Source organism: Sphingomonas sp., assembly GCF_035758555.1.
Classification (GTDB): Bacteria; Pseudomonadota; Alphaproteobacteria; order Sphingomonadales; family Sphingomonadaceae; genus Sphingomonas_B.
Genome location: NZ_DASTXI010000111.1, coordinates 1 through 24,572, shown reverse-complemented (window position 1 = coordinate 24,572; position 24,572 = coordinate 1). Strand labels below are relative to the sequence as shown.

Genomic DNA, 24,572 nt, shown 5'->3' with positions numbered 1-24,572 from the left:
CAGCCCGAAGACGCGGTCTTTCTCGATCGCGCGGTCCCAAAGCACGTTCAGGGAAAAGGGCTCCGCCTTTGCGCCTTCGAACAATCGTTTGGAGACAATCTGCACGCCCGTGAACACGAACGGCGCCACCCGTCCCGGCTTGCGGCGGGTCAGCCGGCCCGACCCGTCCATATGGAAGTCGCCGCGGCCCTTGTGGCAATTCGCGCGCGCCAGCGGCACCAGCAGCAGCAGTGCGTCCATCTCGGCATCGTTCCACCGCGCCGCGAGCGAGCGGATCGAATCCGCCGGCCCGTCGACCCACAGATTGTCGCTGTTGACGACCAGGAACGGGTCTTCGTCGATCAGCGGCAGCGCGTTGACGAGCCCGCCGCCAGTTTCGAGCAGTCTCTCCCGTTCATCGGAGACAATGATATCAATGCCCTGCACGCGGCGCTTCAGATGCGCTTCCAATGCGTCGGCGAGGTAGTGGACGTTGACGACCGCGCGCTTCACGCCCGCCGCTTTCAGCCGGTCCAGCACATGATCGAGAAGCGGCTTGCCCGCGACCACGACCAGCGGCTTCGGCCGCGTCGCCGTCAGCGGCCGCATCCGCTTGCCGAGCCCGGCGGCGAGCACCATCGCGGTATCGAGCGGCGGCGCCTTGGGCTGCGGCCGCAGCGCGAGCGGCTTTTTGTACCGGCTCATGCGATGGTCGCGCTCCCGCGCCTGTCGGCGGGGATGTTGGCGTCGAACCAGGCGCGGACGGGGGCCAGCGCCGGCTGCGCCAGGTCGCGCTCAAGATAGGCCCAGACGCGCGGCAGGTAGGACAAATACCGCGGCTTGCCGTCGCGCTTGTACAAGCGCGTGAAGACGCCGACGATCTTGGCGTTCCGCTGCGCCCCGAGCAGCCAATAGGCGTCGGTGAAACCCTCGGCCGGCCGCGCCGCTTCCAGATAGCGATTCAGCATGTCGGCTTCGAGCGCCTCCGGCACATCGCGCCGCGCATCCTGCAGCAGCGAGACGAGGTCGTAAGCCGGATGTCCGGCGGCCGCGTCCTGGAAATCGAGCAATCCCAGCCCCTCGACCCCGTCGCGCCCCTCGATCAGCATGATGTTTTCGGCGTGATAGTCGCGCAGCACCGTCACCGACCGGTCGTGCAGCAGTGGCGCCAGTGCCTCGCTCCAGGCAGCACCATAGCCGTCCACATCCACGTCGAGCCCCAGCGCCGGCGCATACCATTCGGTCAGCACCCCCGCCTCGCGCAGATATTCTTTCTCGTCGTACGGCGGCAGGTCCGCGGCGCGATGCTTGTGCAGTCGGGCGAGCAGGTCGACCGCGTCGGAATAGATTCGCAGCTCCGCCTCGGGCGCGGCGTCGATCACTTCGCGCATCCGTGCGTCGCCGAAATCCTCGAGCAGCACCAGGCCGTTCGCCAGGTCGGCGGCGAGCGTGCGCGGCGCGGAAAGGCCGAGCGCGATCAGATGCTCGGCGACAGTCAGGAACGGCCGCGGATCCTCGTGCGGCGGCGGCGCGTCCATCAGCACTGCGTGCCGGCCCGGCGCTTCGACGCGGAAATAGCGGCGGAACGAGGCATCGCCGGCCAGCGGCAGGATTTCGGCATCGGCCCATCCGGCGCGCGCCAGAAACTCGGGCGCGGCGGCTGGGGGAGTCATCGGGGCGACCATCGCGCCTCCCATGACGGCGGCACGTCCGCTGTCAAGCGCCGCCCGCCTTCCTCGACCGTTTCGATCCGCAACCGTAAGGCGTCCTGCCACAGTTCCGGGCCCAGCCGTTCCGGCCATTCGACCAGCAGCAGGTGATCGGCGCAAAGGTCGTCGAGTCCCAGCTCCTCCGCCTCGCCCGGGTCCTCGATCCGGTACAGGTCGACATGTGCGACCGGCAACCGCGTCTCGGGCGGTGCATAGGTCTGGATGATCGCAAAGGTGGGGCTCGGCGCCTCGCCGGCCAGGCCAAGTGCCGCGAGCAGCCCGCGCGCCAGCGTGGTCTTGCCCGCTCCCAGATCGCCGGACAGGGTGATGACGTCGCCCGGTCTCACGATCGAGGCCAGATCGGCACCCAGTGCGAGCGTGGCCGCCTCGTCGGCAAGGATCATTGCCGCGGCAGCTCGACCGTGACGGCGGTGCCCTGCCCCGGCTCCGACGCCAGCGTCAGCGTGCCGCCATGCGCCTCGACGAACTGGCGCGCGAGCGGCAGGCCCAGGCCCAGCGAGGCGCCGCGTTCCCCTTCGCCGGTCGAGCGGCTGAACCGGTCGAACGCGCGCGCCTGTTCTTTGGGCGTCATGCCGGGCCCGCTGTCGGAAATCGCGATCCGCACCGTCTCGGCAAAGCCTTCGCCCTTCAGCAGAACGCGTCCCCCCGGCGGGGTGAAGCGGATTGCGTTGGCGAGCAGATTGTCGAGCACCTGCCGGATACGCCGCGCGTCGCCGTGCAGCGTGCCCAGGCTCTTGTCGAGATCGGCTTCGAACTCGATCGATTTCTCCTTCGCCGCGGGCTCTGCCGCCTTGCACGCCTCGCGCGCGACGCGCCGCACATCGACCAGCTTGCGCTCAAGCGGCAGCCCGCCCGCCTCGCTCTGCGTCAGGTCCAGCACATGGTCGATCAGCGTGCTCAGCCGCGCGACCGAATCGAGGATGGCGCGGACATATTCGTCCGCCGCGGGTGCGAGCGCGCCCGCATAGCCGCCGGCCAGCATCTCGGCGAAGCCGCCGATCGACGTCAGCGGCGTGCGCAGCTCGTAGCTCATATTGGCGACGAACGCGGTCTTGACCCGGTCCGCGTCCTCCAGCGCCTCGTTGCGGTCCCTGAGCGCCGCTTCGATGCGGCGGCTGTCGGAAATGTCGAGCATCGTGAACAGCGCGTTGCCGTCCGGCAGCGGCACCGCGGCGAACTCGAAATGCCGCCCGTTCTTCAGCGCGACGCGGCCGCTGCGCTGCTTGCGCTCCTGGGTCGCGACGCGCACCAGCTCGCGGATCACGGCCGCGCGCGAGGGGTTCGCCAGCTGCCGCCCCGCCGCCTCGGCCAGGTGATCGACGCGCGGATGCTTGGCGAGAAAGGCTTCGTCCAGCGCCCATACGTCGCGGAACTTCTGGTTCCACAGCTGCAGCCGCCCGTCGGCCGCGAATACGCCGATCGCTTCGAACAGATTGTCGATCGTCGCGGCGCGGACGCGCAGCAGCGTGTCGCGCGCGCTGGCGAGCGCGACCTGCTCGGTCCGGTCCTCGAAGATCAGCAGCAGGCCGCCGTCGGGCAACGGCTGGGCGACCACGCGCAGGTGCACCCCACCCGGCAGCATCCACGCCTCTTCCTGCCCCTCGTCCGCGGCGGTGAACCAGCCGCGCCGCTCATCGCGCCAGGCGCGGAAGTCGCGCGCCTCGGGCAGCCGCCCTGCCTCGCGCATGCGCTCGATCACGCGGTCGAACTCAGGCCCTTCCGACAGCCATTCGGACTTGATCGCGAACAGCCGCATGAAAGCCTGGTTGTAGAAGCTGAGCGTGCGGTCCGCCGCGAATTGCGCGACGCCGGCCGACAGACGGTCGAGCAGGTCGCGCTGCGCCTCCGCGAAGCGGCGGAAGGCCTGGCGCGCCTGCTCCAGCTCCTCGACGTCGATGGCATAGCCGGCGACGCCGGAGCTGCCGAGCGGCACGTCGACCACCGAAAGGCTCCGCCGCTCGCCACCCACCGTTGCCGGCAGCACGCGCGAGATCGCGTTGCCGCTGTCGCGCGCCGACGCTGCCGCGGCGATCGGGTTGCGGCCGGGGGCCGCCTCGACCAGCTCGACCCCGCGCGCGATCGCGTCCGCGGCACTCTCCGCTTCGACCGCCTTCACATAGGCCGTGTTGACCAGCGTCAGCTTCAGATCGGGCCCGCGGTGCCACATCGGGATCGGCGACGCCTCGATCAGGCCGGACAGCGCGTCGAACGCCTTCGTCAGCCGATCGGCCTCGTCCGAAAGCCGTGCGATTTCGCCGCGCACCTCGGTCGCGTCGAACAGATAGAGGATCGCCGCCCCGGCATCCGCGACTCCCGCCGGCGCCGGCCCGCCCCGCACCGTATAGGTCCGGTTCGATTGCTGCGGCCGGATCGTGCGGTGAAAGGCCCTGCCAGTCGTCTGGGCGAGGCGGACGTCATTCCGAAGTCCGTCGAGATCGGCGTCCGAAAGCCCCTTTTCCGCCGCCGCCAGCGCGTCCAGCGTCGCCGGCTGCTCATCCAGCCCGAGCCAGTCGGCCAGCCGCGCCGGTCCTTCGAGCGCACCGTCCGCATGAACCAGCACGATCAGCGCCGGCGCGGAACCGATCAGCGCCTGCAGCCGGCTGCTGCGAAGCGTCGCCTCGTGCGCGCTCCGCCGCAGACGGAGGCCGGTCACCAGCGCCCAGGCGGCGGCTCCGAGCCACAGGGCCAGGAGCACGCCGATGATGGCGGCCGCAGGGGTCGTCAGGGCAATCACGCGCGCGTCTTAGCCGCCTCAGATATCCCCGTCACTGTGGGATGCGCCCGCCCGTCCCGCGGTCGCGCCTCCGGACACTTCCCACCAATAGGGCTGGCGCTTCCAGGTACCGGTCTCGACCTCGTTCATCGTCATCGGATCGTACATGCGGCCGCCCAGCATCACGCGGCTGATCTTCTCCGAGTTGCGGATGTTCACGGTCGGATCGGCATCGAGCACGACCAGGTCGGCAAGCTTGCCGACTTCCAGCGAGCCCACGTCCTTCGCATAGCCGAGCGAGGTGGCCGCCATGATCGTGCCGGCCCTCAATGCCTCGATCGGCGACCAGCCGCCGCGGACGAACGACCACAGCTCCCAATGCGCCCCCATGCCGGATTGCTGGCCGTGCGCGCCGATCGCGACCTGCACGCCCCGATCGGCGAGCTTCTTCGCCTCGCGCGCGCTGTCGTCGTCGACATAATCCTCTTCGGGCGCGATCTCGCGGCGCGTGTTCTGCGATGCCAGGATGCCCGGCGGAATGTGCCGCATCAGCACCGGCTGGCGGAACACGTCGGTGTGCGACCGCCAATAGGGATCGCCCGCCGGGCCGCCATAGGTGACGACCAGGGTCGGCGTGTAGTTGGTCTTGGTCTGCGTCCAGAACTGGATCAGGTCGTCGTAGAAGACGTCAAGCGGAATGTTGTGCTCGACGGTCGAGTTGCCGTCCTGGATGTGCGTCACGTCCAGCGTGTACAGCGATCCGCCTTCCGGCACGACTTCCATATTCTCGGCCTGCGCCGCGCGGACGATCATCTGCCGCTGCTCGCGCCGCGGCTGGTTGTAGTTTTTGACCGAATGCGCGCCCTGCGCCTTCAGCCTGCGCACGTCCGCCAGCGCGTCCTCATATTTGTTGATCTCGGCATACACGTCGGGCGCCTTGGCGCCGTAGATGATCTCGCCGGTCGAAAAGATGCGTGGCGCCAGCATCTTGCCGGCCCGCTGCATTTCGGACGCGACGAAGATTTCCGATGCCCTCGCCGACGGATCGTGAATCGTGGTGGTCCCCATCGCCAGGTTGACGATATCCGACCAATTCTGCTGCGGGACGAGCCCGTCCTCGCCTTGAGGCCCGTGCGCGTGCGCATCCACCAGGCCCGGGATGATCGTCTTGCCGGCGACGTCGATGGTCTTTGCGCCCGTCGGGATGGGCGTCGATCCGCGCGGACCGATCGCGACGATCCGGTCGCCGCGGATCACGATCACGCCGTCATCGATGATGCCGCCGTCCTTGCTCGCCATCGTGACGATCTTCGCGCCGGTCAGGGCGATCGTCGCCGTCGGCTTGTCGGCCTTCACCTCCATCGACAGGTTCACGCCGTTCCGCGGCGGCTGGAACTTCGGCGCATTGTCGCCGGTCGGCGCCAGGTAGAAGAAATCCGCCGAATTGGCGGTGAACACGGTCGGCCCCATGCTCCAGTGCAGCTGCCGCCCGTCGTTCGACCAGTGGATGAAGTCGGCACCTTCGGCGCTGACCCGCGTCACCGGCAGCGGCCCGCCCTGCTTGTCGGTCGACACGTCCTGCGTCCCCGGCATCAGCGGCATCACGAACGCTTCGTAATTCTGCCGGAACGCGACGAACCGACCGTCAGGCGACACCTCATAATCATTGACCAGATCGCCGGTCGCGTGGACCCGCTTCGCCTGGCCGGACAGATCGGTGGAGACGAGCTGGCGCTTGCCCTTCTCGCTCATGATCATGAAGACGCGGTCGCCCGAGGCGCCGAACTGCGGCACCGAGCCGTCCTTCGCCACCCGCACCGGCGCGCCGCCGGCGGCAGCCACCTTGTAGACGCCCGGATCGTTCGACCATTGGTCGGAGGTCAGGAAGCCGCCCTCGACGCGCTCGAACACGATCGTCTTGCCGTCGGGCGAGAATTGCGGGCGAGCATAATGGCCCGGCTGCGTCGTCACGTCCTTCGCCGCCCCGCCGCTCGCGGGCACGGTGCGGATGCGCCCCAGCCCCAGGTCGGTCCAGTCGACGAAGGCGATCGTCCGCCCGTCGCGCGACCAGGTCGGGTACATTTCGAAACTGTCGTCCTTGCTGTTGGTCAGCCGCCGCGCCTCGCCGCCCGACATCGGCTTGATCCAGAGCTTGCCGAGCGTCTCGAACACGACCTGCCGCCCGTCCGGCGACACGGTCGGCCAGCGCGGCATCTTGGTCGTGAAGGTGTCGGGCGCGACCTCGACCTGCGGATGCGTCGCGTCGATCACCACCCGCGTGTCCTGCACGTGGAACGGGATTTCCGCCGCGCCGCTGCCGTCCGCGTTGACGCGCCGGATCTTGCCGCCCGCCCAGAAGACGACGCTCTTCGCGTCCGGCGTCCAGGCCATGTTCGGGTACACGCCCGTCACCGCCCAGGTCTCCTGCACGTCCTGGTCGAGATCGTCGTAGATCTTGCGCTCCTCGCCCGAGGCGAGGTCGCGGACATACAGCTTCGACTTGGTCCGCTCGCGCCGCACGAAAGCGATTTTCTTGCCGTCCGGCGACGGCGTCGGCCGCACCGATCCGCCCGCGCCCGAAACGGTGGTCGTCACTTCGCCCGTTTCAAGATTGTAGTTCTCGATGTGGAACAGGTCGGCGTTCGAATTCTGCGCGTATTCGAAGATCGGGCCCGGCGTGACGTTGCGCTCGTAATAGATGCTCTTGCCGTCGGGCGCGAAGATCGGCTCGCCCAGCTCCTTCTGCAGCTGCTCGCTCGCGCGCTTGACCAGCTGCACGCCGCCGCCGCCGGAGACGTGGTACAGCCACACCTCGCCGGTGCCGAGCGAGCGACCGGTCGTGAAATGCTTCTTGGCGACGATGAACCGGCCGTCCGGGCTCCAGCTCGGCTGGTTCAGCAGGCGGAAATCCTCCTTCGTCACCTGCCTCTTGTCGGAGCCGTCGACGTTCATCACCCAGATATTGTCGCCGCCGCCGCGATCGGAGACGAAGGCGATGCGCTTGCCGTCGGGCGAGAAGCGCGGCTGCTGCTCATAGGTGAGACCCTCCGCGATCCGCGTAGGCGTCCCGCCCGCGATCGGCATGGTGTAAATGTCGCCCAGCAGGTCGAACGCGATCCACCGCCCGTCAGGCGAGACGTCGACGTTCATCCAGCTGCCTTCGCTGACGTTGATCGGGATCTGCCGCGTCACCATGCCCGGCGGGTTGTTGACGTCCCATTTCTCGGGCTTGGCCGGATTGACCGCAGGCGTGGTCGCTCCCGCCGGCGGCAGCGGCGCGCTCCGCTGCTCCGGATTGAGCACCTGGTTTTCAGGCGCCTGCGTCTCCTGCACCGGCTGCGGCGGCGTCGGCGCCTGCGCGAACGAGGAGGTCGTCGCCAGCAATCCGGCGAACAGCGCGGTCAATCGAGTCGTCATGTGAAGAGCATCCCCAGTTCTGTTCTGGGGATGCTCTAGAGGCCAACCGCCCCGCGCTACAAGGGACCGAGCCGGCGGTTTTCGACGAACGTCGTCAGCGCGCGGCGTCGGCGCGGCGATAGGCAGCCTGGCGCGCAAAGCCGAGACGTTCCAGCGCGCGCGCCTCGATTTCGTAGAACGTCGCATCGCCGCCGAAGCGGATGCGCCCCGCCGTCGTCAGGGCAGCGACGGTGCCGAAATCCTCGGCGCCGATCGCCCCGTCTATCGCTTCGAGCAGCGCGTCGCGGTCATAATCGGCGTCGAGAGCGTCCGAGGGAAGCCGCTGCGCCAGCGCCTGGGCGCGCCAGCCGGCGACATCGTACAGATGCGCGCTGGGCTGACCGAGCCGCGGATCGCGAAGCGCTTCCAGGAACATCAGGTGGAGCGGATGCGCCGCGTCGGCGACGTTCTTGTGCTTGAATTCGGGCGCGAGATGCCCGCCGGTGTTCTGGATCATGTACAGGCGGACGGTATCCGCACCAACGCTTGCACCGAAATCCACCAGCGCGCCCATTTCGTGGAAATTGTCGAGCTGGATCGTCGCGTTGATATGGAACTCGGAAAACGTGCCATTCGCGCGCTCGCGTCCGATGAACTGGAGATTGGGGACCAATCTCTCCCATTTCCCCGGCCGCCGGACATACTGATAGACGTCGGGGGAGCAGGCATCGATCGAAACGTCGACCAGCGGCCTGTACTTGGCCAGCCCCGCATATTGGTTCCATCGCGCCTCGGTCATCAGCAGCGCGTTGGTGTGGATGTTGAGCTTCGTGTTGAGCTCGTGATCCGCCATGTAGCGCAGGATCGAGCGGTAATGCGGGCTCGACCAGGGATCGCCCTGTCCCGAAATCGACAGCGTCACCTCGCCTTCCGACACGAACAGCGGCCGGAACACATTCTCCTCGATCATCTGGAAACGCGCCTGCTGCTCCTCGACCGCGCCGATCAGCTCGCTGCGGCAGGACGGGCAGGCCAGGTTGCAGGTGATATCGTGGGCCAGGAACAGCCAGCGCGGCCCGGCCGCCATTTCGGTGATCCCCTCGTCGATCACCTGGCGCAGCTCCGGATCGGCGACGGCATCGCGCTCCGGCAGCGCATCCTCGCTGATCAGGGTACAGCGGCTCTTGTTGCAGTAACGGTAGCTGCCGTCGAGAATGCTCTCCCGCATCGCTTGCGCCCCGGCGCTGTTCCAGATCTCGGCAAAGCTCTGCCGGTCGAGATGGCCGAGCCGCTGCTTGGTCCAGATCGAGCAGCAAGGGGCGACCGTACCGTCGATCAGCGTCTCGAATTTGACGAACGGCGCTTCGCAGAAACGGGACGCCAGATCGGCCGAGCGGTCCGGGTCATGAAAGCGGCTGGCGAAGAACAGGGCGCCTGCGACCTGGGGCGAAAGGTTCGACACGGCTTCGGCCTGGCGAAGCGCAGCGATGCCCGCCGCCGGATCGCCGATGATGGTTTCGATCAATCCGTCCAGCGTATTGAAGATGCGGATCACAACTTGATCGGCCTGAAGCGGGCCGAAGGCGCGGACAAGTCCGTGCAACTCCGTCAGTTCCGGCCCCGAAACGCCGGCAAGCGTGTTCCAGATTTCGGGGTGGTCGAGATCGTCCGACAGCAGGTCGACCAATTGCCCGAGGAATCCGTAGAATGGATGCGCCTCCAGCTCCGTCAGTGCCCGCGCCCGTTCCAGCAACCCCGTATCGTGTTCCATTGCCTGCCCTTCGTGTGACTCACGAAGCGGGGTAGCGGGCCAATGACTGCGATATGGTTAAGAGCGGGCTTACCAAGCGCGCCGGAGCTTGGCCGACAAAATTCGGCCGTCATTCGTCGGTGCCACACCGAAGATCGCGCGCGCGGCTTCGGCGGGCGTCAGGCCAGGCAGCATCGCCGCCTGCTGCATATGGTCCGCATCGCTGCCGCAGGCGAAGCGGGCGATGGCTGCGGTTTGGTCGTCGGCATGCACATCGCTGCAGCGGCCGGACCAGCTGGCGATGCTCGCGGCGCCATCGCGGGCGATCCGGACCGCGCGCACGCTGGCCTGGTCGCCGCTCCGGCGCACGCTGCCGGCATCGGCGAACACCGCCGCGGCATCGCCAGCGTCGCCGGCGACCCACCACCATTCCGCCGTCTGCGCCGGCACCGCAACGGTGCCGAGCGCGGCCGCGATCAACCAGAGCACCTTGTTCTCCCTTCAATCATGCCGGGAGAACAATTGGGCCGGCGCTCCGGTTTCCCGGGATCGGGGTTAATAGCGATAGTGATCCGGCTTGAACGGGCCTTCGGTCGAAACGCCGATATAATCGGCCTGCTTCTTGGTCAGCTTCGTCAGCTTCACGCCCAGCTTTTCCAGGTGCAGCATCGCCACCTTCTCGTCGAGGTGCTTGGGCAGCACATAGACCTCGTTCTTGTAGTTGTCGTGGTTCTTCCACAGCTCGATCTGCGCGAGCGTCTGGTTGGTGAAGCTGGACGACATCACGAAGCTCGGATGCCCGGTCGCGCAGCCCAGGTTCACCAGCCGGCCCTTGGCAAGCACGATGATCTTCTTGCCGTCCGGGAACTCGACCTCGTCGACCTGCGGCTTGATCTCGGTCCACTTCATGTTCTGAAGCGCGCCGATCTGGATCTCGCTGTCGAAATGGCCGATGTTGCAGACGATCGCCATGTTCTTCATGTCGCGCATGTGGTCGAGCGTGATGACGTCGGCGTTGCCGGTCGCGGTCACGAAGATATCGGCGCGCTTGGTCGCCTCTTCCATCGTCACCACTTCATAGCCTTCCATCGCCGCCTGCAGCGCGCAGATCGGGTCGACTTCCGTGACCAGCACGCGCGCGCCGCCGTTGCGCAAGCTGGCGGCCGAGCCCTTGCCGACGTCGCCGAAGCCAGCGACGCAGGCGACCTTGCCCGCCAGCATCACGTCGGTCGCGCGGCGGATCGCGTCGACCAGCGATTCCTTGCAACCGTAGAGATTGTCGAACTTCGACTTGGTGACGCTGTCGTTGACGTTGATCGCCGGGAACGGCAGCTTGCCCTTCTTGGCGAGGTCATAGAGCCGGTGGACGCCGGTCGTCGTCTCTTCCGACACGCCCCTGATCGTCTGCACCGTCTTGGTGAGATAGCCCGGACGCTCGGTAACGAAGCGCTTCAGCGTCGCGACGAAGATCTCCTCTTCCTCGTTGGTCGGTGCGAACAGCTCCTCGCCCGCCTCGACCCGCGCGCCCCACAGCGCGAACATCGTCGCGTCGCCGCCGTCGTCCAGGATCATGTTGCAGGTCTGGTCCTGCCCCCAGTCGAAGATGCGGACGACATAGTCCCAATATTCCTGCAGCGTCTCGCCCTTCACCGCGAACACCGGCACGCCCGACTTGGCGATCGCGGCGGCGGCATGGTCCTGGGTCGAAAAGATGTTGCAGCTGGCCCAGCGCACCTGCGCGCCCAGCGCCGTCAGCGTCTCGATCAACACCGCGGTCTGGATCGTCATGTGCAGCGAGCCGGTGATGCGCGCGCCCTTCAGCGGCTGCTCCGCGCCATATTCCTCCCGCAGCGCCATCAGGCCCGGCATTTCGGTCTCGGCGATCTCGATCTCCTTGCGGCCGAAGTCGGCAAGGCTCAGATCGGCGACGACATAGTCTTTCGTTTCAAGGGCGGTGGCCACGGGCAATCTCCGGCAGAAGAACAAAACCGGCCGCCCACATTGTCGCGGACGGCCGGGTTGCCGGCGCCTTTAGCGCCGCGCAGCGCTCAAGGCAAATATAAAGATATCTTTATATGCACCCCTGGGGACCAGGGCGGGGCATCGGCGGTTCAGCGGTTCGCCGCGATGTTAAGCGCACCCTTGGTGACCCCGCGGCAGCGCGAGCCGTCGATCGCCGGCTCCATCCGCGCGTCGGCCGCAAGGCGGTACAGCGCCTCGGACGACCCCTTGGTCGCGACCGCCGCGCGGACGATCGACGCCGTGTCGTCGCAGTCGAGATCGCCGGTCCCCGCACCATAGCGGTTGGCGACCGTCGTCATGTAATTGTCATAGGCGTTGAGGCCGCCGAAATGGGCCTTCAGCGCCGCATTCGCCTTCAGGAGCGCCGGGCGGCTGACCTGTACGAAGCGGTTATATTCCGACAGAAAGCTCGCCGACGTCTTGCGGCACCGGAGCGCCTGCACCATCAGCATCGTGTCGAGTTCGCGGACCTGCGCAGCCTGATAAGCGGCGTCGGTCCAGCAGCCGGCACGGGCCGGGCTTGCGAGCAGTGCCGTCGCCGCCGCGGCGGCAAGCGCCTTGTTGATGATCCCCATTGTCGTCCCCTTGCGGGCCGCACGAGCGCGGCCGCCCCCATCGTGCGGGACGCAGGCTGTCGGGAATCTTTTGAAATCCGGTTAACGGGCCGGAAAACGCATTTCTTTTCAGGGCTTAGGCCGTTCCAGCAAGACAAGCTCCTTGCCGCGATGATCGCGCCGCTCATATTCGGCATAGCCCAGCGCTTCCGCCGTCCGGATCGAAGCCAGGTTCTCGGGATCGATCATGCACACCGTGCGCGGCCAGCGATGCTCTGACTCTCCCCAGCGCAGTGCCGCGTTCATCGCCTCGCGGGCATAGCCCTTGCCGTGGCCGATGGGCAGCAGCACCCAGCCGGCCTCGGGCGCGGTATCGAACCGCTCGCCCAGGCCCCGCCGGCCCTCGAACAGCCCGACATCGCCGATGAAGCGCCCGCTCTCCAGCTCCTCGATTGCCCAGAGCCCGTAGCCGTTCACCGCCCAATGGCCGACATAGCGCAGCAGGCGGTTCCAGCAGTCCTCCGCCGCCACCGGCTGGCCGCCGAAATGGTGGACCACCACCGGATCCTGCCACAGCGCGACGATTTGCGCTGCATCATCGCGCCGGTGCGGACGCAGGCGAAGGCGGTCGGTGCGGATTTCGGGCGCGCTTCTGTGGATCATCGGCTCTGGCTAGTGGCAAAACATTCACCACATCCCTAAAGACCGCGCAACGATTCCGATAGGACACGCCCATGACCCGCATCGCCATCGCCTCCGATCACGCCGCCGTCGAGCTGAAGACGATGCTGCGCGACTGGCTGGGCGAGCGCGGGCACGAGGTGCTCGATCTCGGCACCGCCACCGAAGCATCGGTCGACTATCCCGATTTCGGCTATCGGCTCGCGTCCGCGATCGAGCATGGCGATGCGGATAAGGGCATCGCCCTTTGCGGCTCCGGCATCGGCATCTCGATCGCGGTCAACCGCAACCCCGCCTGCCGCTGCGCTCTCGTTTCGGAGCCGCTGTCGGCCCGCCTCGCGCGCGAGCATAACGACGCGAACGTGATCGCGATGGGCGCGCGGCTGGTCGGGCCGGACATGGCCAAGGCCTGCATCGAAGCCTTTCTCTCCACCGATTTCCTCGGCGGGCGCCACCAGCGCCGCGTCGACAAACTCACCGTATCCGCCAGGGAACCCGCATGAGCACCAATCCGCAGACGCTGCACGACGTCCAGTTCGAAGGTTTTTTCACCCGCGGCCTTGCCGAGGCCGATCCGGCTGTGTTCGCCGGCGTCGAGCATGAGATCGCGCGCGAGCGTTACCAGATCGAGCTGATCGCGTCGGAAAACATCGTCTCCAAGGCGGTGCTGCAGGCCCAGGGCTCGGTGTTCACCAACAAATATGCCGAGGGCTATCCGGGCAAGCGCTACTATCAGGGTTGCGCGCCGTCGGACGAGGTCGAGACGCTCGCGATCGAGCGGGCGAAGCAGCTGTTCGGCTGCGGCTTCGCCAACGTCCAGCCGCATTCGGGCGCGCAGGCGAACGGCGCGGTGATGCTGGCGCTGACGAAGCCCGGCGATACCATCATGGGCATGAGCCTCGATGCCGGCGGCCACCTGACCCATGGCGCGAAGCCGGCAATGTCGGGCAAATGGTTCAATGCGGTCCAATACGGCGTTCGCGCGGACGACCACCTGATCGACTTCGATCAGGTCCGCAACCTTGCAAAGCAGCATAGCCCGAAGCTCATCATCGCCGGCGGCTCGGCCTATCCCCGGATCATCGATTTCGCCGCCTTCCGCCAGATCGCGGACGAGGTCGGCGCGCTGTTCATGGTCGACATGGCGCATTTCGCGGGCATCGTTGCCGGCGGCTTGCACCCCTCTCCGTTCGAGCACGCCCATGTCGTCACCACCACCACGCACAAGACGCTGCGCGGCCCGCGCGGCGGGATGGTGATGACCAATGACGAGGGCATCGCGAAGAAGATCAACTCGGCCGTCTTCCCCGGCTTGCAGGGCGGTCCGCTGATGCACGTGATCGCCGCTAAGGCGGTCGCGTTCGGCGAGGCGCTGCGCCCCGACTATCGCAGCTATATCGCGGCAGTGGTGGAGAACGCGAAAGTGCTCGCCAGCCGGCTGAAAGAGCGTGGCGCCGATCTCGTCGCAGGCGGCACCGACACGCACCTAGCGCTGGTCGATCTTCGCCCGCTCGGCGTCACCGGCAAGGACGCCGACGAGGCGCTGGAGCGCGCCGCGATCACCTGCAACAAGAACGGCATCCCGTTCGACCCGCTGCCGCCGGTCAAGACCAGCGGCATCCGCGTCGGCTCGCCCGCCGGCACCACGCGCGGCTTCGGCCCCGCCGAGTTCCGCGAGATCGGCGACATGATCGCCGACGTGCTCGAGGGCCTTCGCCACAAGGGCGAGCATGGCGATGCGGCGGTCGAAGCCGATGTCCGCGCCCGCGTCCGCGCGCTCTGCGAACGCTTCCCCATTTATCCGGAGCTCTGAGCATGGACCTGAAACGCCGCCCGGACGGCAGCATGTCGCCCGACACGAAGGAACTGCTGACCGGCGCCGCGATCGGCGCGGTGATTGGCATTCCGCTGCCGTTCGTCAGCTTCGTCGGCGGCGCGGTGATCGGCGGCGCCATAGCCGCCTTTCGCATTCACAAGCGGAAGGGCTGAGTTGCGCTGCCCTTATTGCGGACACGAGGACAGCCAGGTCAAGGACAGCCGGCCGACCGATGACGGCGCGGCGATCCGGCGCCGGCGCCAGTGCGAGGGCTGCGCGGCCCGCTTCACCACCTTCGAGCGCATCCAGCTCCGCGACCTGACGGTCGTGAAAAGCGAAGACCGCCGCGAGCCGTTCGACCGCGACAAGCTCGCCCGCTCGGTCGCGATCGCTTGCCGCAAGCGCCCGATCGATCCGGTCCGCATCGAACGCCTGATCAGCGGCATCCAGCGCCAGCTGGAGACCAGCGGCGAAAGCGAAGTGCCCGCCAAACATATCGGCGAGCTGGTGATGGAAGGCCTGCGCGGTCTCGACAGCGTTGCCTACATCCGCTTCGCCAGCGTCTACAAGGACTTCGCCGAAGCGCGCGACTTCCACGAATTTGCAGGCGCGGTGGCGGAGGCGGGAGAGAATTGATCCGTCCCGTCATCGTCCTTGTCCATCCCCAGCTGGGCGAGAATATCGGCAAGGCGGCGCGCGCCATGCTCAATTTCGGGCTGACCGAGCTCCGGCTGGTTGCGCCGCGGGACGGCTGGCCCAATCCCTCTGCCGGGCCCGCCGCTTCGGGTGCGGACATCGTGCTCGAACAGGCACGAGTGTTCGACACTACCGCCGAAGCTGTCGCCGACTGCGCGCACATCTTCGCGACGACAGTACGCAAGCGCGGCGTTACCAAGCCGGTGCTGACGCCGGAACAGGCGGCCGCCGACATCCGCTCCGCGCCGGGCCGCAGCGCAATCCTGTTCGGCGCCGAACGCTCCGGCCTCGATACCGAAGACGTGGCGCTCTCGCGCGCGATCGTCACTGTGCCGATCAATCCGGAGTTCGGCTCGCTCAACCTTGCCCAGGCGGTGATCCTGCTTGCCTATGAGTGGTCGAAAGGCGCGGGCCTCGTGCAGCCGACCGCGGCCGAGGCGCTGCCGCCCGCCCCCCAGGCCGAGCTCGACGGCTTGATCGAGCATGTGCACGCGCTGCTGGAGCCGACCGGCTATTTCATGCCGCCCGAACGCGCGCGCGCAACGAAGCGCACCTTGCGCGGCGTGCTGACCAAGCCCCGCTGGAACAGCCTCGAAATTCGCACGCTGCGCGGCGTGCTGAGCGCACTCGGCCGGCGCTAGCCGCGCATCCGGTCGAATTTCTCGAATTCATAGGCGATCGACGCCTCGATCAACCGATCCCATAGTTCCGCGACCGGCTGCTGGGGGATGCCCGCTTCGGCCGCATGCCGCCGCACATTTTCGATCACCTGCGCCTTGCGCGGCTCGTCGCGGACAAGGCCACGCTCCGGCTTGATGCGGGCGGCGGCGTCCATATAGCCGAAGCGGCGCTTCAGCAGCTGCACCAGCTCGCGATCGACGGCATCCACGCCGATGCGCACTTCGGTCATCGTCCGGCAGTCCTCAGGTTCTAACAATTGACGTAATCCCTTTTCGGCAACGCGATTTCAGGGTAGCCTTAGCAACCGGAGTCCAACCGAGACAGAGGTTCCAGATGCGCATCGCCACAACCATGCTGCTCATTGCACTCAGCGCCCCCGCAATCGCGGCCGGTCCCCAGAAGGCGGCGGACACGAAAGACGACAACCGCGTCATCTGCCGCCGCGAGGTTCCGATCGGTTCGCTGATCGCGACGCGCAAGGTCTGCCTGACTAAAGCGCAATGGGAGGATCGCGCCGTCCGCGGCAACGACGAAGCGCGCCGCCAGATGGAGTTGAATGCGGCGCGTAATGCGACGCCCAGCACCGGCTGAGGAGAGAAACGATGCGGATCATTGTCGCTACGCTCCTGGCAATCGCCGCCGGAGGAGCAGTTTACGCGGCCGAGCAGCCGAAGCTCGCTGACGCCGGTCAGGTAAAGGACCCGCTGATTTGCAAGCGCGAGGTGCCGATCGGATCGCTGATCGCGACGCGCAAGGTGTGCCTGACCAAGCAGCAGTGGCAGAAGCGTTCCGACGACGGCAACGCCACCGCCCGCGCTCTGGTCGAGGACGGCGCCGGCGCCTGCGGCCACGACGGCGGGGTCTGCCCGTTCTGACACTGCTGATGCTTGACCTGCGCGGCCTGCTCGTATAGGCGCGCGCCCTTCGCAATTGGCCCCGCACTCCGGTGAAGCGGCGGCCCTGCCTTCCTTTGGATCAGCAGGCGAGACCGGAACCAACCCTTGCCTTCCCCGAAAAATGGGAACCGGTTTTCGGATCAGGAAGGCAAGAATACGTCGTTAGCAATTGAAGGAAAGATCATGTCGAAGCGCCACAGCGCCAAGCACAAGCTCGACCGCCGGATGGGCGAGAACATCTGGGGCCGCCCGAAATCCCCGGTCAACAAGCGCGAATACGGCCCCGGCCAGCACGGTCAGCGCCGCAAGGGCAAGATGTCGGACTTCGGCCTGCAGCTCCGCGCCAAGCAGAAGCTGAAGGGCTATTACGGCGACGTCACCGAAAAGCAGTTCAAGGCCGCCTATCAGGAAGCGTCACGGATGAAGGGCGACACCGGTCAGAACCTGATCGGCCTGCTCGAGCAGCGGCTGGACATGATCGTCTATCGCGCCAAGTTCGCGCCGACGATCTGGGCCGCGCGCCAGCTCGTCAGCCACGGCCACATTCGCGTCAATGGCGTGAAGTGCAACATCGCGTCGCGCCGCTGCTATGTCGGCGACGAGATTTCGCTTGGCAGCAAGGCTCAGGAAATGGCGCTGGTCATGGAGGCGCAGAGCCTCGCCGAGCGCGACATTCCCGATTATGTCGCCATCGACGGCACTGCCAAGGCGACCTTCACCCGCGTCCCGACCCTCGACGAGGTGCCGTACCCGGTGAAGATGGAGCCGAACCTGGTCGTAGAATTCTATTCGCGCTGAGGCTGAGCTTCATCGCGCAACGAAGGGCGGGTTTTTCCCGCCCTTTTTTGTGCCTTCGCTCTGTTGCGGTGCAGCAACACCGTCGACCGGAACGACACATTCGTCGTGCAACTGTTTGATTCGGCAGCATCTGCCGGGCATGGCGCGCAGCGTCGAAAGACACCCTCACACAAAAGAGCAAAAAGGGCTTTTCCCAAATGCGTAAGCTTTCCGTTCTGCTGGCCGCCGTTGCGGCCGGCGCCTCCGCGCCCGCGTTCGCCGGCGATATTGCCGGCCCGCGCGTCGAAGCGATCCTCGGCTGGGACAATGTCCGCGTCGACATCGACGGCCTTGGCCATGGCAGCCGCAGCGGCTTCATGTACGGCCTGGGGCTTGGCTACGACTTCGCGGTCGGCGGCAACGTTGCGCTCGGCATTGACGCCGAGATCAGCGACTCGACCGCCGATCTGGACGTAACCGACGGGACCGACCGCGCTCGCCTGTCGGCCGGCCGCGACCTCTATGTCGGCGGCCGCGTCACCGGTGCGGTGTCGGACCGCTTCAACGTCTATGCCAAGGCGGGCTACACCAACGCCCGCATCAAGGGTTCCGTGACCACCGGCGGCGTCACCGACAGCGACTCCGCCAACGGCGACGGCATCCGTCTCGGCGCCGGTGCCCAGTATATGGTGACGTCAAACGCCTATGTCGGCGCCGAGTATCGCTACTCGAACTACGAAGGCGGCCTGTCGCGCCATCAGGTCGCGGCCACGATCGGCTATCGCTTCTAAGCGACGGCCGGCATGCCAAACCGGAAGGGCGGCCAGAAATGGCCGCCCTTTTTGCGTCTACTGGATACCGAGATTGGCTCGCAGGAAGGCATCGCTCTGCTGCAGCATCTGCGTGCGTGCATCCGCATCGGCGAGTTGATGGTCGAGGCCCGGGAACACGACCAGCTGGTGCTTCTTGCCGGCATCGGTAAGCCGGGCGTCCATCATCCGGGACTGTTCGATCCCGACGTTGAAATCCTGGTCGCCGTGGAACATCAGCACCGGCGCCTTGAACGCGCCTGCATTCTGCGCCGGCGAACCTTCGACCAGGTGCGGTCCGCTACCGAACCGCTCCCGCTCGATCGCGTAATCGCCATACAGATAGGTAGCGCTCACCATCGCCTTGAAATCGGTGACCGGCGCGATCGCGACCACCGCCTTGAACAGGTCGGGGTCGACGACATTGGCCTGCAGCGCCGCATATCCGCCATAGGACCAGCCGACAATCCCCAGCTTCTTCGGATCCGCGATGCCCTGCTGGACCAGCCAGCGGCCTGCGTCCACCACGTCGCCGATCGCGGAGCGCCAGGATTTATAGCCGTTCTTCTGGAACCAGCTGTCGCCATAGCCGGTCGAGCCCCGGTAATTGGGCTGCAGCACGGCATAGCCGCGATTGGCGTAATATTGCGCGAGCCAGTCGAAGCCCCATTCGTCATGCGCTTCGGGGCCGCCGTGCGGCATCACGATCGCCGGAAGGTTCTTGCCGGACGAAGCGGGCGGCAGCGTCAAATAGCCGGGCACCATCGTCCCGTCCGACGCGCGGTAGCGGATCGGCTTGACCGAGGCCAGCGTGACGCCTTCGAGCTGCGGCCGGTCGAGCATCAGTTTCGCCAGACGCTTCGCCGACCGGTCGTAGAGGAAATATTCGCCGGGATGCGTATCGGCGCCCAGCCACAGGATCATCTTGTTGCCGTCGGTGCTCGAATCGATCACGTCGACGATCGGCATGTTGGGCACCGCCTTCGCCAGCGCGCTCGCCATCGTCTCGATGGTCGGGTCGAAATAGGCCGTTTCGGTGCGTTCCCCTGCATAATTAACGCCGACGACATGCTGGTCGCGACCGACCCGGACCAGCCCGCCTACGTCGACGTCGGGACGCGAATAGACCAGCGTCTCCTTCATGCTGCCGTCCAGTGCGATCGCGTAGAGCGCGAGCCGCCCGTCCAGCCGCTTCTTGCCATAGACGACGTTCTTCTCGCGATCGACAGCATAGGGATTGAAGCCGTCACGCGTCAGGAAATCGTAGCTGCCGAGCGGTTTCCAGTCGCGGTCGTCCGGCTTTCGGTAATAGTAGGCCAGCTGGCTTTTGGCGTAGCCCTGGGCGGTCTGCCTCTGCACGCCCATGATGCGTACGGTGCCGTGCCCGTCGGTAATATATTCGGCGGCGTCCGGTCGCGGCGGCTCGATGGTCTGGCGACGGCCGCTCCGGGTGTCGATGCGCACGACCCCAAGGCCTTCGCCGCGCTTTGCGATCAGGCTGCCGACCTTCTGTTCGGGGACGAATTGCTGCGTGATCAGCACGGCGCCGTCCTCTTCCGGCAACCGGTCGATGATGTCGCCGCCGTAAGCCGCGACATAGAAGGCGCTGTCGTCCTGCCGTTCGGTCACATATTTCTGGTTCTTTCCGTCAGCATCGACGCCGACCAGCTTGCTGAGGCTCGTGAAATAGCCGGAAGTCACCTGCGCGGCGTAGATCGTGCACACCAGCCGCTCGTTCGACACCCAGTCGCAGCCCGTAATGCGCAGCGGCTTGCCGTCCGCGACCAGCGCCAGCTGCGGCGTACCGGTCGCGAGATCGATGGTGTACAGCGTCGTCTTCACGCCGTCCGCCGGCCCGACGAACGCGATCTTGCTGCCGTCCGGCGAAATGCTCATGTCGCGCACGCTTTCCAGCGCGCCGAACTTCGCTGCTGCATCCTGCGGCGCGTCGGCGGCGACCAGCGCAACCATTGCGGCGCCGGCCAGAAGCAAACGAGCGATCATTCTTCCCCCCATTGTTCAACAATTTAGCGGATCGTGTCGCAAGATCGAGTGGGATTGACAAGGGCCTCCTTGCGAGGCCGCCCGCGGCTTGCCATGTCGCGGTCCCGCAAGCCGGAAAGGGAAACATGCCGATCGAACGCCAGCCGCCCGAATGGGGCCCCCACGAAAGCGTCTGGATCGGCTTCCCGAGCCATGCCGATCTGTGGGGGGACGATCTGGCGCCGGCACGTGCCGAGGTGATCGCCTTTGCCGATGCCGTGCATGCGGGCGGCGCGGGCGAGACGGTGCGGCTGGTGGCCGCGGACCGGGCCTCCGCAGAAGCTGCCGCCCGGATGGCTACGCCGGGGGTGGAAGTCCTCACCGCGCCGTTCGGCGATATCTGGCTGCGCGATACCGGCCCGATCATCGTCTCGAACGGGCGCAACCGCGCGGCGCGCGCGTTCATCTTCAACGGCTGGGGCGAGAAGTACCGGCTGCAAGGCGATGACGATCTGGCATTGCGCCTCGCGCAGAGCGGCGGCTTCGGCGAAGCCCGGCGCTGCAAATATGTCCTCGAAGGCGGCGCGATCGACGTCGACGGCACCGGCCTAGTCGTCACCACGGAGCAGTGCCTGCTGAACCCGAACCGCAATCCGGACCTCGGCAAGGCGGAGATCGAGGCGCGGCTGCTCGGCGATCTCGGCCTCGACCGCGTCCTCTGGCTCGGTGACGGGCTGCTGAACGATCACACCGACGGCCATGTCGACAATCTCGCCCGCTTCGTCGGCGAGGGCCGGATCGCCATCCCCGAACCGGCGGGCGCGGACGACCCGAACGCCGCCGTCTATCGTGACGCCCAGGCCCGCGCCCACGCCTTCGGGCTGGAGGTCGTTCCCCTCCCCTCCCCCGGCCGCGTGCTGCGCGATGGCGAGATCGTCCCGGCCAGCTACATGAACTTCTATATCGGCAATGCCGCGGTCGTGGTCCCGCTCTACGGCGCGCCCAACGACCAGGCTGCGGTCGAGGCGATCCAGGCGCTGTTCCCCAGCCGCAGGGTTGTCGGCTTCCGCGCCGATCATATCTTGACCGGCGGCGGCAGCTTCCACTGCATCAGCCAGCAAGTGCCTTCGTTGTGACCGCAAATGTTCGCTCGGGACGGGCGTGAAAGGAGCATCATGACCCAGATCACCGTCGCCGCCCTGCAACTCGCGCTCCCCGGCCCCGAGGCCGAGAACATCGCGCACGTCTCCGAGCTGGTCCGCGAGGCGGCGGCGAAGGGCGCCAGGGTCATCCTGCCGCCGGAGCTGTTCGAAGGTCCCTATTTCTGCCGCGTCGAGGACGAAGGCCTGTTCTCGAACGCTCGCCCGACCTCCGAACACCCGTCGGTCGTCGCGATGCAGAAGCTCGCCGCCGAGCTGAACGTCTACATCCCGACCAGCTTTTTCGAATGCGACGGGCCGCACCATTACAACAGCCTCGCGATGATCGACGACAAAGGCGCGATCATGGGTCTCTACCGCAAGAGCCACATCCCGGACGGCCCGGGCTATGAGGAGAAATTCTACTTCCGCCCCGGCAACACCGGCTTCAAGACCTGGAAGACGCAGGACGCGACGCTGGGCGTCGGCGTGTGCTGGGACCAATGGTATCCCGAAACCGCCCGCGCGATGATGCTGATGGGCGCCGAGATCCTCTTCTACCCGACCGCGATCGGATCCGAGCCGCATGATCCGGACCTCGACACCAGCCGGCTATGGCGCCGCGCGATGATCGGCCATGCGGTGTCGAACGTCGTCCCGGTCGTCGCCGCCAACCGGATCGGCACCGAGGAAGGCCAGCGCTTCTACGGACACAGCTTCATCTGCGACGAACGCGGCGACATGCTCGCCGAGTTCGGCGCGACCGAAACCGGCGTCCTCACCGCCACGCTCGACCTCGACCGCGTCAAACGCCACCGCGCAGCCTTCGGCTTCTTCCGCGACCGCAGGCCGGAGCTGTATGGCCGGCTGGTGGAGGACCGGTAGCGCGACGTGCCTCCCTAAAGCCGTTCGCTTCGAGCGAAGTCGAGAAGCGCTGGTTCGGAGCTATCGTATCTCGACTTCGCTCGATACGAACGGAATGGGGCTTACCGCCCCCGCGCCCGCTCCTCGCTGACCTTCACCGGCCGGACGCAGCCGTTCTCCGTCCGCATGACGGTCAGATAACCCTCTGCCGGCGGCAATTTGTCGAGGCGTTTCAGCTTCGCCTTTTCCGACACGTCGACCGGCGTCGGCTTCGCCTGTCCGCAGATCGGCAGCGCGTGCGGGTTCTGTGCCAGTGCGGCGGCAGCAGCCAGGGCGATCGCAATCAGGCTCATCGCGACTCTCCTTTGCGGGCAGGAGGATAGCCCCTTCACGGCCTGAGCGCGAGCGCGCGTTCGAACACCGCCTCGAACATCGCGCGTGTCAGCCGGCCGGTGTTCTGGTTGTAGCGCGAGCAGTGATAGCTATCGATCAGCACCTCGCCGCCCGCAAAGCGATGCTCGGCCAGATGCCCGAATTTGCACGCCGACAGCTTGCCGCCCAATGTCCGCACCGCCGACTGATGCGCGATCTGGCCCAGCGCGACATAGACCCGCGCTTTAGTCACCGCATCGATCTGCGCCGCAAGGAAGGGGCGGCAATTGGCGATCTCGGTCGGCCGCGGCTTGTTTTCCGGCGGCAGGCAGTTGACCGAGTTGCAGATGATGATGCCGTGCAGGCTAATGCCATCGTCCGGATCGGCGCGATAGGTGCCGCGCGCAAAGCCGTATTTCGCCAGCGTCTCGAACAACAGGTCGCCGGCATAATCGCCGGTGAAAGGCCGGCCAGTGCGGTTCGCGCCGTGCTTGCCGGGCGCGAGGCCGACGATGCACAGCCACGCGTCCGGATCGCCGAACGCCGGCACCGGCGCGTTCCACCAGTCGGGATGCTCGACCCGCAGCGCCTCCCGAAGGGCGACCAGCCGCGGGCAGCGCGGGCAATCGTGCGGCGGTTCGGTTTCCGGAATGGGGCTGACGAAGGCCATGCACGCCGATAGGCACGATCGCGTGCCCGTCTCAAGCTATGCGATCGCGATCGGCTCCAACCGGCCGCACCACCGCCACGGCGATCCGGCCGGGGTGGTCCGCGCCGCGATGCATGCGCTCGCCGAGCTCGGAACGGTGACGGCGCGCTCGCGCATTCTCCGGACGGCGCCGCTCGGCCCCGCCGGCCGCAGCTTCGCCAACGCTGTCGCGATCCTTGAGACAGGCCTTCCGCCCCCCGCTCTCCTTATCGGCCTGAAGCAGCTGGAGCGCCGTTTCGGCCGTCGCCGCGGCCGCCGCTGGGGCGCCCGAGTGCTCGATCTGGACATTGTTCTCTGGTCGGGCGGCGTATGGGCGGGGGACGGCCTGACCGTCCCGCATCCGGAGTTCCGCAAGCGCCGTTTCGTGCTCGCGCCGCTGGGAGAGATCGCCCCCGGCCTCCGCGACCCGCTCACCGGCCGCACCGTCCGCCAGTTGCTGCACGCGGTTGACCGCCGCCGTCCCCGCGCTTAGGCAGCACCGGCTTCCACGGGGGCCCTTAGCTCAGTCGGTAGAGCAACTGACTTTTAATCAGTAGGTCGCTGGTTCGAATCCAGCAGGGCTCACCATTTCCGCGAGATCGCGGTTCAGGCGCGACCGGGGCTGCAGCGCTGATGCAGGGCCGGCGCGGCGGATTTGGCGATCCGCTCGACGCTCGCGATCAGGGCCGCCTCCGTCACCGGCTTGGCGATGAACTCTGCGCCGTCGACGCCGAAGGAGATCGCCGAGCCCGCAGATCCGCCGCTCAGGTAAAGCACCGAGACAGCGGGATTCAGCCTTCGGGCGAAGCGGGCGACGTCATAGCCCGTCGTCCCCTCGCGCAAATTGATGTCGGTGATCAGCAGGTCCGTGCCCGCAGCCGTCTCCTCGAGCGCCGCATAGGCGTCCCGGTCGGTTCGCGCCAGATGCACGGCCGCACCAGCCCGGACCAGTGCATCCTCGATACTCATGCCGATCAGGGGCTCGTCTTCGACCAGCAGCACGCGAACGCCGGCAAGCGGGTTGCT

Annotated in this window: 27 protein-coding genes and 1 tRNA gene; 13 read left to right on the top strand and 15 right to left on the bottom strand. The window is 66.8% G+C overall.

All coding sequences use genetic code 11. The annotated features are described in order from the left end of the window. The 10 genes from VFT73_RS06820 to VFT73_RS06775 all read right to left on the bottom strand — a co-directional run. Positions 1-684, bottom strand: a 684-nt coding sequence (locus VFT73_RS06820) for a nucleotidyltransferase family protein (protein ID WP_326409426.1), incomplete at its 3' end; no start/stop codon positions are given. Beyond that, a complete protein-coding gene (locus VFT73_RS06815) occupies positions 681-1,652 on the bottom strand; it encodes an aminoglycoside phosphotransferase family protein (protein ID WP_326409425.1) in 972 nt (323 codons plus the stop codon). The genes VFT73_RS06815 and VFT73_RS06820, both read right to left, overlap by 4 nt. Then, a complete protein-coding gene (tsaE, locus tag VFT73_RS06810) occupies positions 1,649-2,092 on the bottom strand; it encodes a tRNA (adenosine(37)-N6)-threonylcarbamoyltransferase complex ATPase subunit type 1 TsaE (RefSeq protein WP_326409424.1) in 444 nt (147 codons plus the stop codon). Before tsaE ends, VFT73_RS06815 begins: the two co-directional genes overlap by 4 nt. After that, positions 2,089-4,440, bottom strand: a complete 2,352-nt coding sequence (locus VFT73_RS06805; protein ID WP_326409428.1) for a sensor histidine kinase — start codon at positions 4,438-4,440, stop codon at positions 2,089-2,091. The genes tsaE and VFT73_RS06805 overlap by 4 nt, the downstream gene beginning before the upstream one ends. A gap of 21 nt (positions 4,441-4,461) precedes the next feature. Next, positions 4,462-7,839 (bottom strand): amidohydrolase family protein, encoded by a 3,378-nt coding sequence (locus VFT73_RS06800; RefSeq protein WP_326409423.1) that lies wholly within the window; start codon positions 7,837-7,839, stop codon positions 4,462-4,464. A 94-nt stretch (positions 7,840-7,933) separates the two neighbouring features. Then, the gene (locus VFT73_RS06795; protein WP_326409422.1) at positions 7,934-9,589 is read right to left on the bottom strand and encodes an SPASM domain-containing protein; all 1,656 of its coding nucleotides are present in this window, start codon (positions 9,587-9,589) and stop codon (positions 7,934-7,936) included. 69 nt (positions 9,590-9,658) lie between these two features. After that, positions 9,659-10,057: a hypothetical protein gene (locus tag VFT73_RS06790; RefSeq protein WP_326409421.1), complete on the bottom strand. Its 399-nt coding sequence runs from the start codon at positions 10,055-10,057 to the stop codon at positions 9,659-9,661. A gap of 66 nt (positions 10,058-10,123) precedes the next feature. Beyond that, complete coding sequence (gene ahcY, locus VFT73_RS06785) at positions 10,124-11,530, bottom strand: adenosylhomocysteinase (RefSeq protein WP_326409420.1); 1,407 nt, start codon at positions 11,528-11,530, stop codon at positions 10,124-10,126. A gap of 149 nt (positions 11,531-11,679) precedes the next feature. Further along, positions 11,680-12,165, bottom strand: coding sequence for a hypothetical protein (locus tag VFT73_RS06780; protein ID WP_326409419.1), 486 nt, complete (start codon positions 12,163-12,165; stop codon positions 11,680-11,682). A 108-nt stretch (positions 12,166-12,273) separates the two neighbouring features. After that, positions 12,274-12,807 (bottom strand): GNAT family N-acetyltransferase, encoded by a 534-nt coding sequence (locus VFT73_RS06775; protein ID WP_326409417.1) that lies wholly within the window; start codon positions 12,805-12,807, stop codon positions 12,274-12,276. A gap of 71 nt (positions 12,808-12,878) precedes the next feature. Here VFT73_RS06775 and rpiB point away from each other — a divergent pair, with 71 nt between their 5' ends. Genes rpiB through VFT73_RS06750 form a run of 5 tightly spaced genes read left to right on the top strand, consistent with a single transcriptional unit; the run spans position 12,879 to position 15,978 of the window. Continuing rightward, a complete protein-coding gene (rpiB, locus tag VFT73_RS06770; protein ID WP_326409416.1) occupies positions 12,879-13,328 on the top strand; it encodes a ribose 5-phosphate isomerase B in 450 nt (149 codons plus the stop codon). Beyond that, positions 13,325-14,638, top strand: a complete 1,314-nt coding sequence (gene glyA / locus VFT73_RS06765; RefSeq protein ID WP_326409415.1) for a serine hydroxymethyltransferase — start codon at positions 13,325-13,327, stop codon at positions 14,636-14,638. The genes rpiB and glyA overlap by 4 nt, the downstream gene beginning before the upstream one ends. A gap of 2 nt (positions 14,639-14,640) precedes the next feature. Beyond that, entirely contained in the window at positions 14,641-14,814 is a 174-nt protein-coding gene (locus VFT73_RS06760; RefSeq protein WP_326409414.1) for a hypothetical protein, read from the top strand. A 1-nt stretch (position 14,815) separates the two neighbouring features. After that, positions 14,816-15,277, top strand: a complete 462-nt coding sequence (nrdR, locus tag VFT73_RS06755) for a transcriptional regulator NrdR (protein WP_326409413.1) — start codon at positions 14,816-14,818, stop codon at positions 15,275-15,277. Continuing rightward, positions 15,274-15,978 carry an RNA methyltransferase gene (locus VFT73_RS06750; RefSeq protein WP_326409412.1) on the top strand — a complete coding sequence of 235 codons (705 nt, stop codon included), beginning with the start codon at positions 15,274-15,276 and terminating at the stop codon, positions 15,976-15,978. Before nrdR ends, VFT73_RS06750 begins: the two co-directional genes overlap by 4 nt. On the opposite strand, the gene VFT73_RS06745 is transcribed toward VFT73_RS06750, so the two are convergent. Then, a complete protein-coding gene (locus VFT73_RS06745) occupies positions 15,975-16,247 on the bottom strand; it encodes a chorismate mutase (protein ID WP_326409411.1) in 273 nt (90 codons plus the stop codon). The genes VFT73_RS06750 and VFT73_RS06745 overlap by 4 nt on opposite strands. 104 nt (positions 16,248-16,351) lie before the next feature. On the opposite strand from VFT73_RS06745, the gene VFT73_RS06740 reads away from it, so the two are divergent. From VFT73_RS06740 to VFT73_RS06725, 4 genes are all read left to right on the top strand, one after another. After that, complete coding sequence (locus VFT73_RS06740; protein WP_326409410.1) at positions 16,352-16,609, top strand: hypothetical protein; 258 nt, start codon at positions 16,352-16,354, stop codon at positions 16,607-16,609. Between the two features lie 11 nt (positions 16,610-16,620). After that, positions 16,621-16,893 carry a hypothetical protein gene (locus VFT73_RS06735; RefSeq protein ID WP_326409409.1) on the top strand — a complete coding sequence of 91 codons (273 nt, stop codon included), beginning with the start codon at positions 16,621-16,623 and terminating at the stop codon, positions 16,891-16,893. Between the two features lie 204 nt (positions 16,894-17,097). After that, positions 17,098-17,712, top strand: coding sequence for a 30S ribosomal protein S4 (gene rpsD / locus VFT73_RS06730; RefSeq protein WP_326409408.1), 615 nt, complete (start codon positions 17,098-17,100; stop codon positions 17,710-17,712). Between the two features lie 197 nt (positions 17,713-17,909). After that, complete coding sequence (locus VFT73_RS06725) at positions 17,910-18,482, top strand: porin family protein (protein ID WP_326409407.1); 573 nt, start codon at positions 17,910-17,912, stop codon at positions 18,480-18,482. A gap of 57 nt (positions 18,483-18,539) precedes the next feature. On the opposite strand, the gene VFT73_RS06720 is transcribed toward VFT73_RS06725, so the two are convergent. Continuing rightward, positions 18,540-20,504 (bottom strand): S9 family peptidase, encoded by a 1,965-nt coding sequence (locus VFT73_RS06720; RefSeq protein WP_326409406.1) that lies wholly within the window; start codon positions 20,502-20,504, stop codon positions 18,540-18,542. Positions 20,505-20,629: 125 nt separating this feature from the next. On the opposite strand from VFT73_RS06720, the gene VFT73_RS06715 reads away from it, so the two are divergent. Further along, positions 20,630-21,619, top strand: coding sequence for an agmatine deiminase family protein (locus VFT73_RS06715; RefSeq protein ID WP_326409405.1), 990 nt, complete (start codon positions 20,630-20,632; stop codon positions 21,617-21,619). Between the two features lie 39 nt (positions 21,620-21,658). Continuing rightward, complete coding sequence (gene aguB / locus VFT73_RS06710) at positions 21,659-22,507, top strand: N-carbamoylputrescine amidase (RefSeq protein ID WP_326409404.1); 849 nt, start codon at positions 21,659-21,661, stop codon at positions 22,505-22,507. 101 nt (positions 22,508-22,608) lie between these two features. Here aguB and VFT73_RS06705 read toward each other — a convergent pair whose 3' ends face one another. Next, the gene (locus VFT73_RS06705) at positions 22,609-22,839 is read right to left on the bottom strand and encodes a hypothetical protein (RefSeq protein WP_326409403.1); all 231 of its coding nucleotides are present in this window, start codon (positions 22,837-22,839) and stop codon (positions 22,609-22,611) included. Between the two features lie 35 nt (positions 22,840-22,874). Continuing rightward, on the bottom strand, positions 22,875-23,528 hold the full coding sequence (locus VFT73_RS06700) for a uracil-DNA glycosylase (protein ID WP_326409402.1): 654 nt from the start codon (positions 23,526-23,528) through the stop codon (positions 22,875-22,877). On the opposite strand from VFT73_RS06700, the gene folK reads away from it, so the two are divergent. Continuing rightward, a complete protein-coding gene (gene folK, locus VFT73_RS06695) occupies positions 23,527-24,039 on the top strand; it encodes a 2-amino-4-hydroxy-6-hydroxymethyldihydropteridine diphosphokinase (protein ID WP_414712801.1) in 513 nt (170 codons plus the stop codon). The two genes, VFT73_RS06700 and folK, sit on opposite strands and share 2 nt — an antisense overlap. A gap of 19 nt (positions 24,040-24,058) precedes the next feature. Beyond that, a tRNA-Lys gene (locus VFT73_RS06690) sits at positions 24,059-24,134 on the top strand. Between the two features lie 18 nt (positions 24,135-24,152). Here VFT73_RS06690 and VFT73_RS06685 read toward each other — a convergent pair. Continuing rightward, positions 24,153-24,572: response regulator (locus VFT73_RS06685; RefSeq protein ID WP_326409400.1), on the bottom strand; the 420-nt coding region annotated here is incomplete at its 5' end.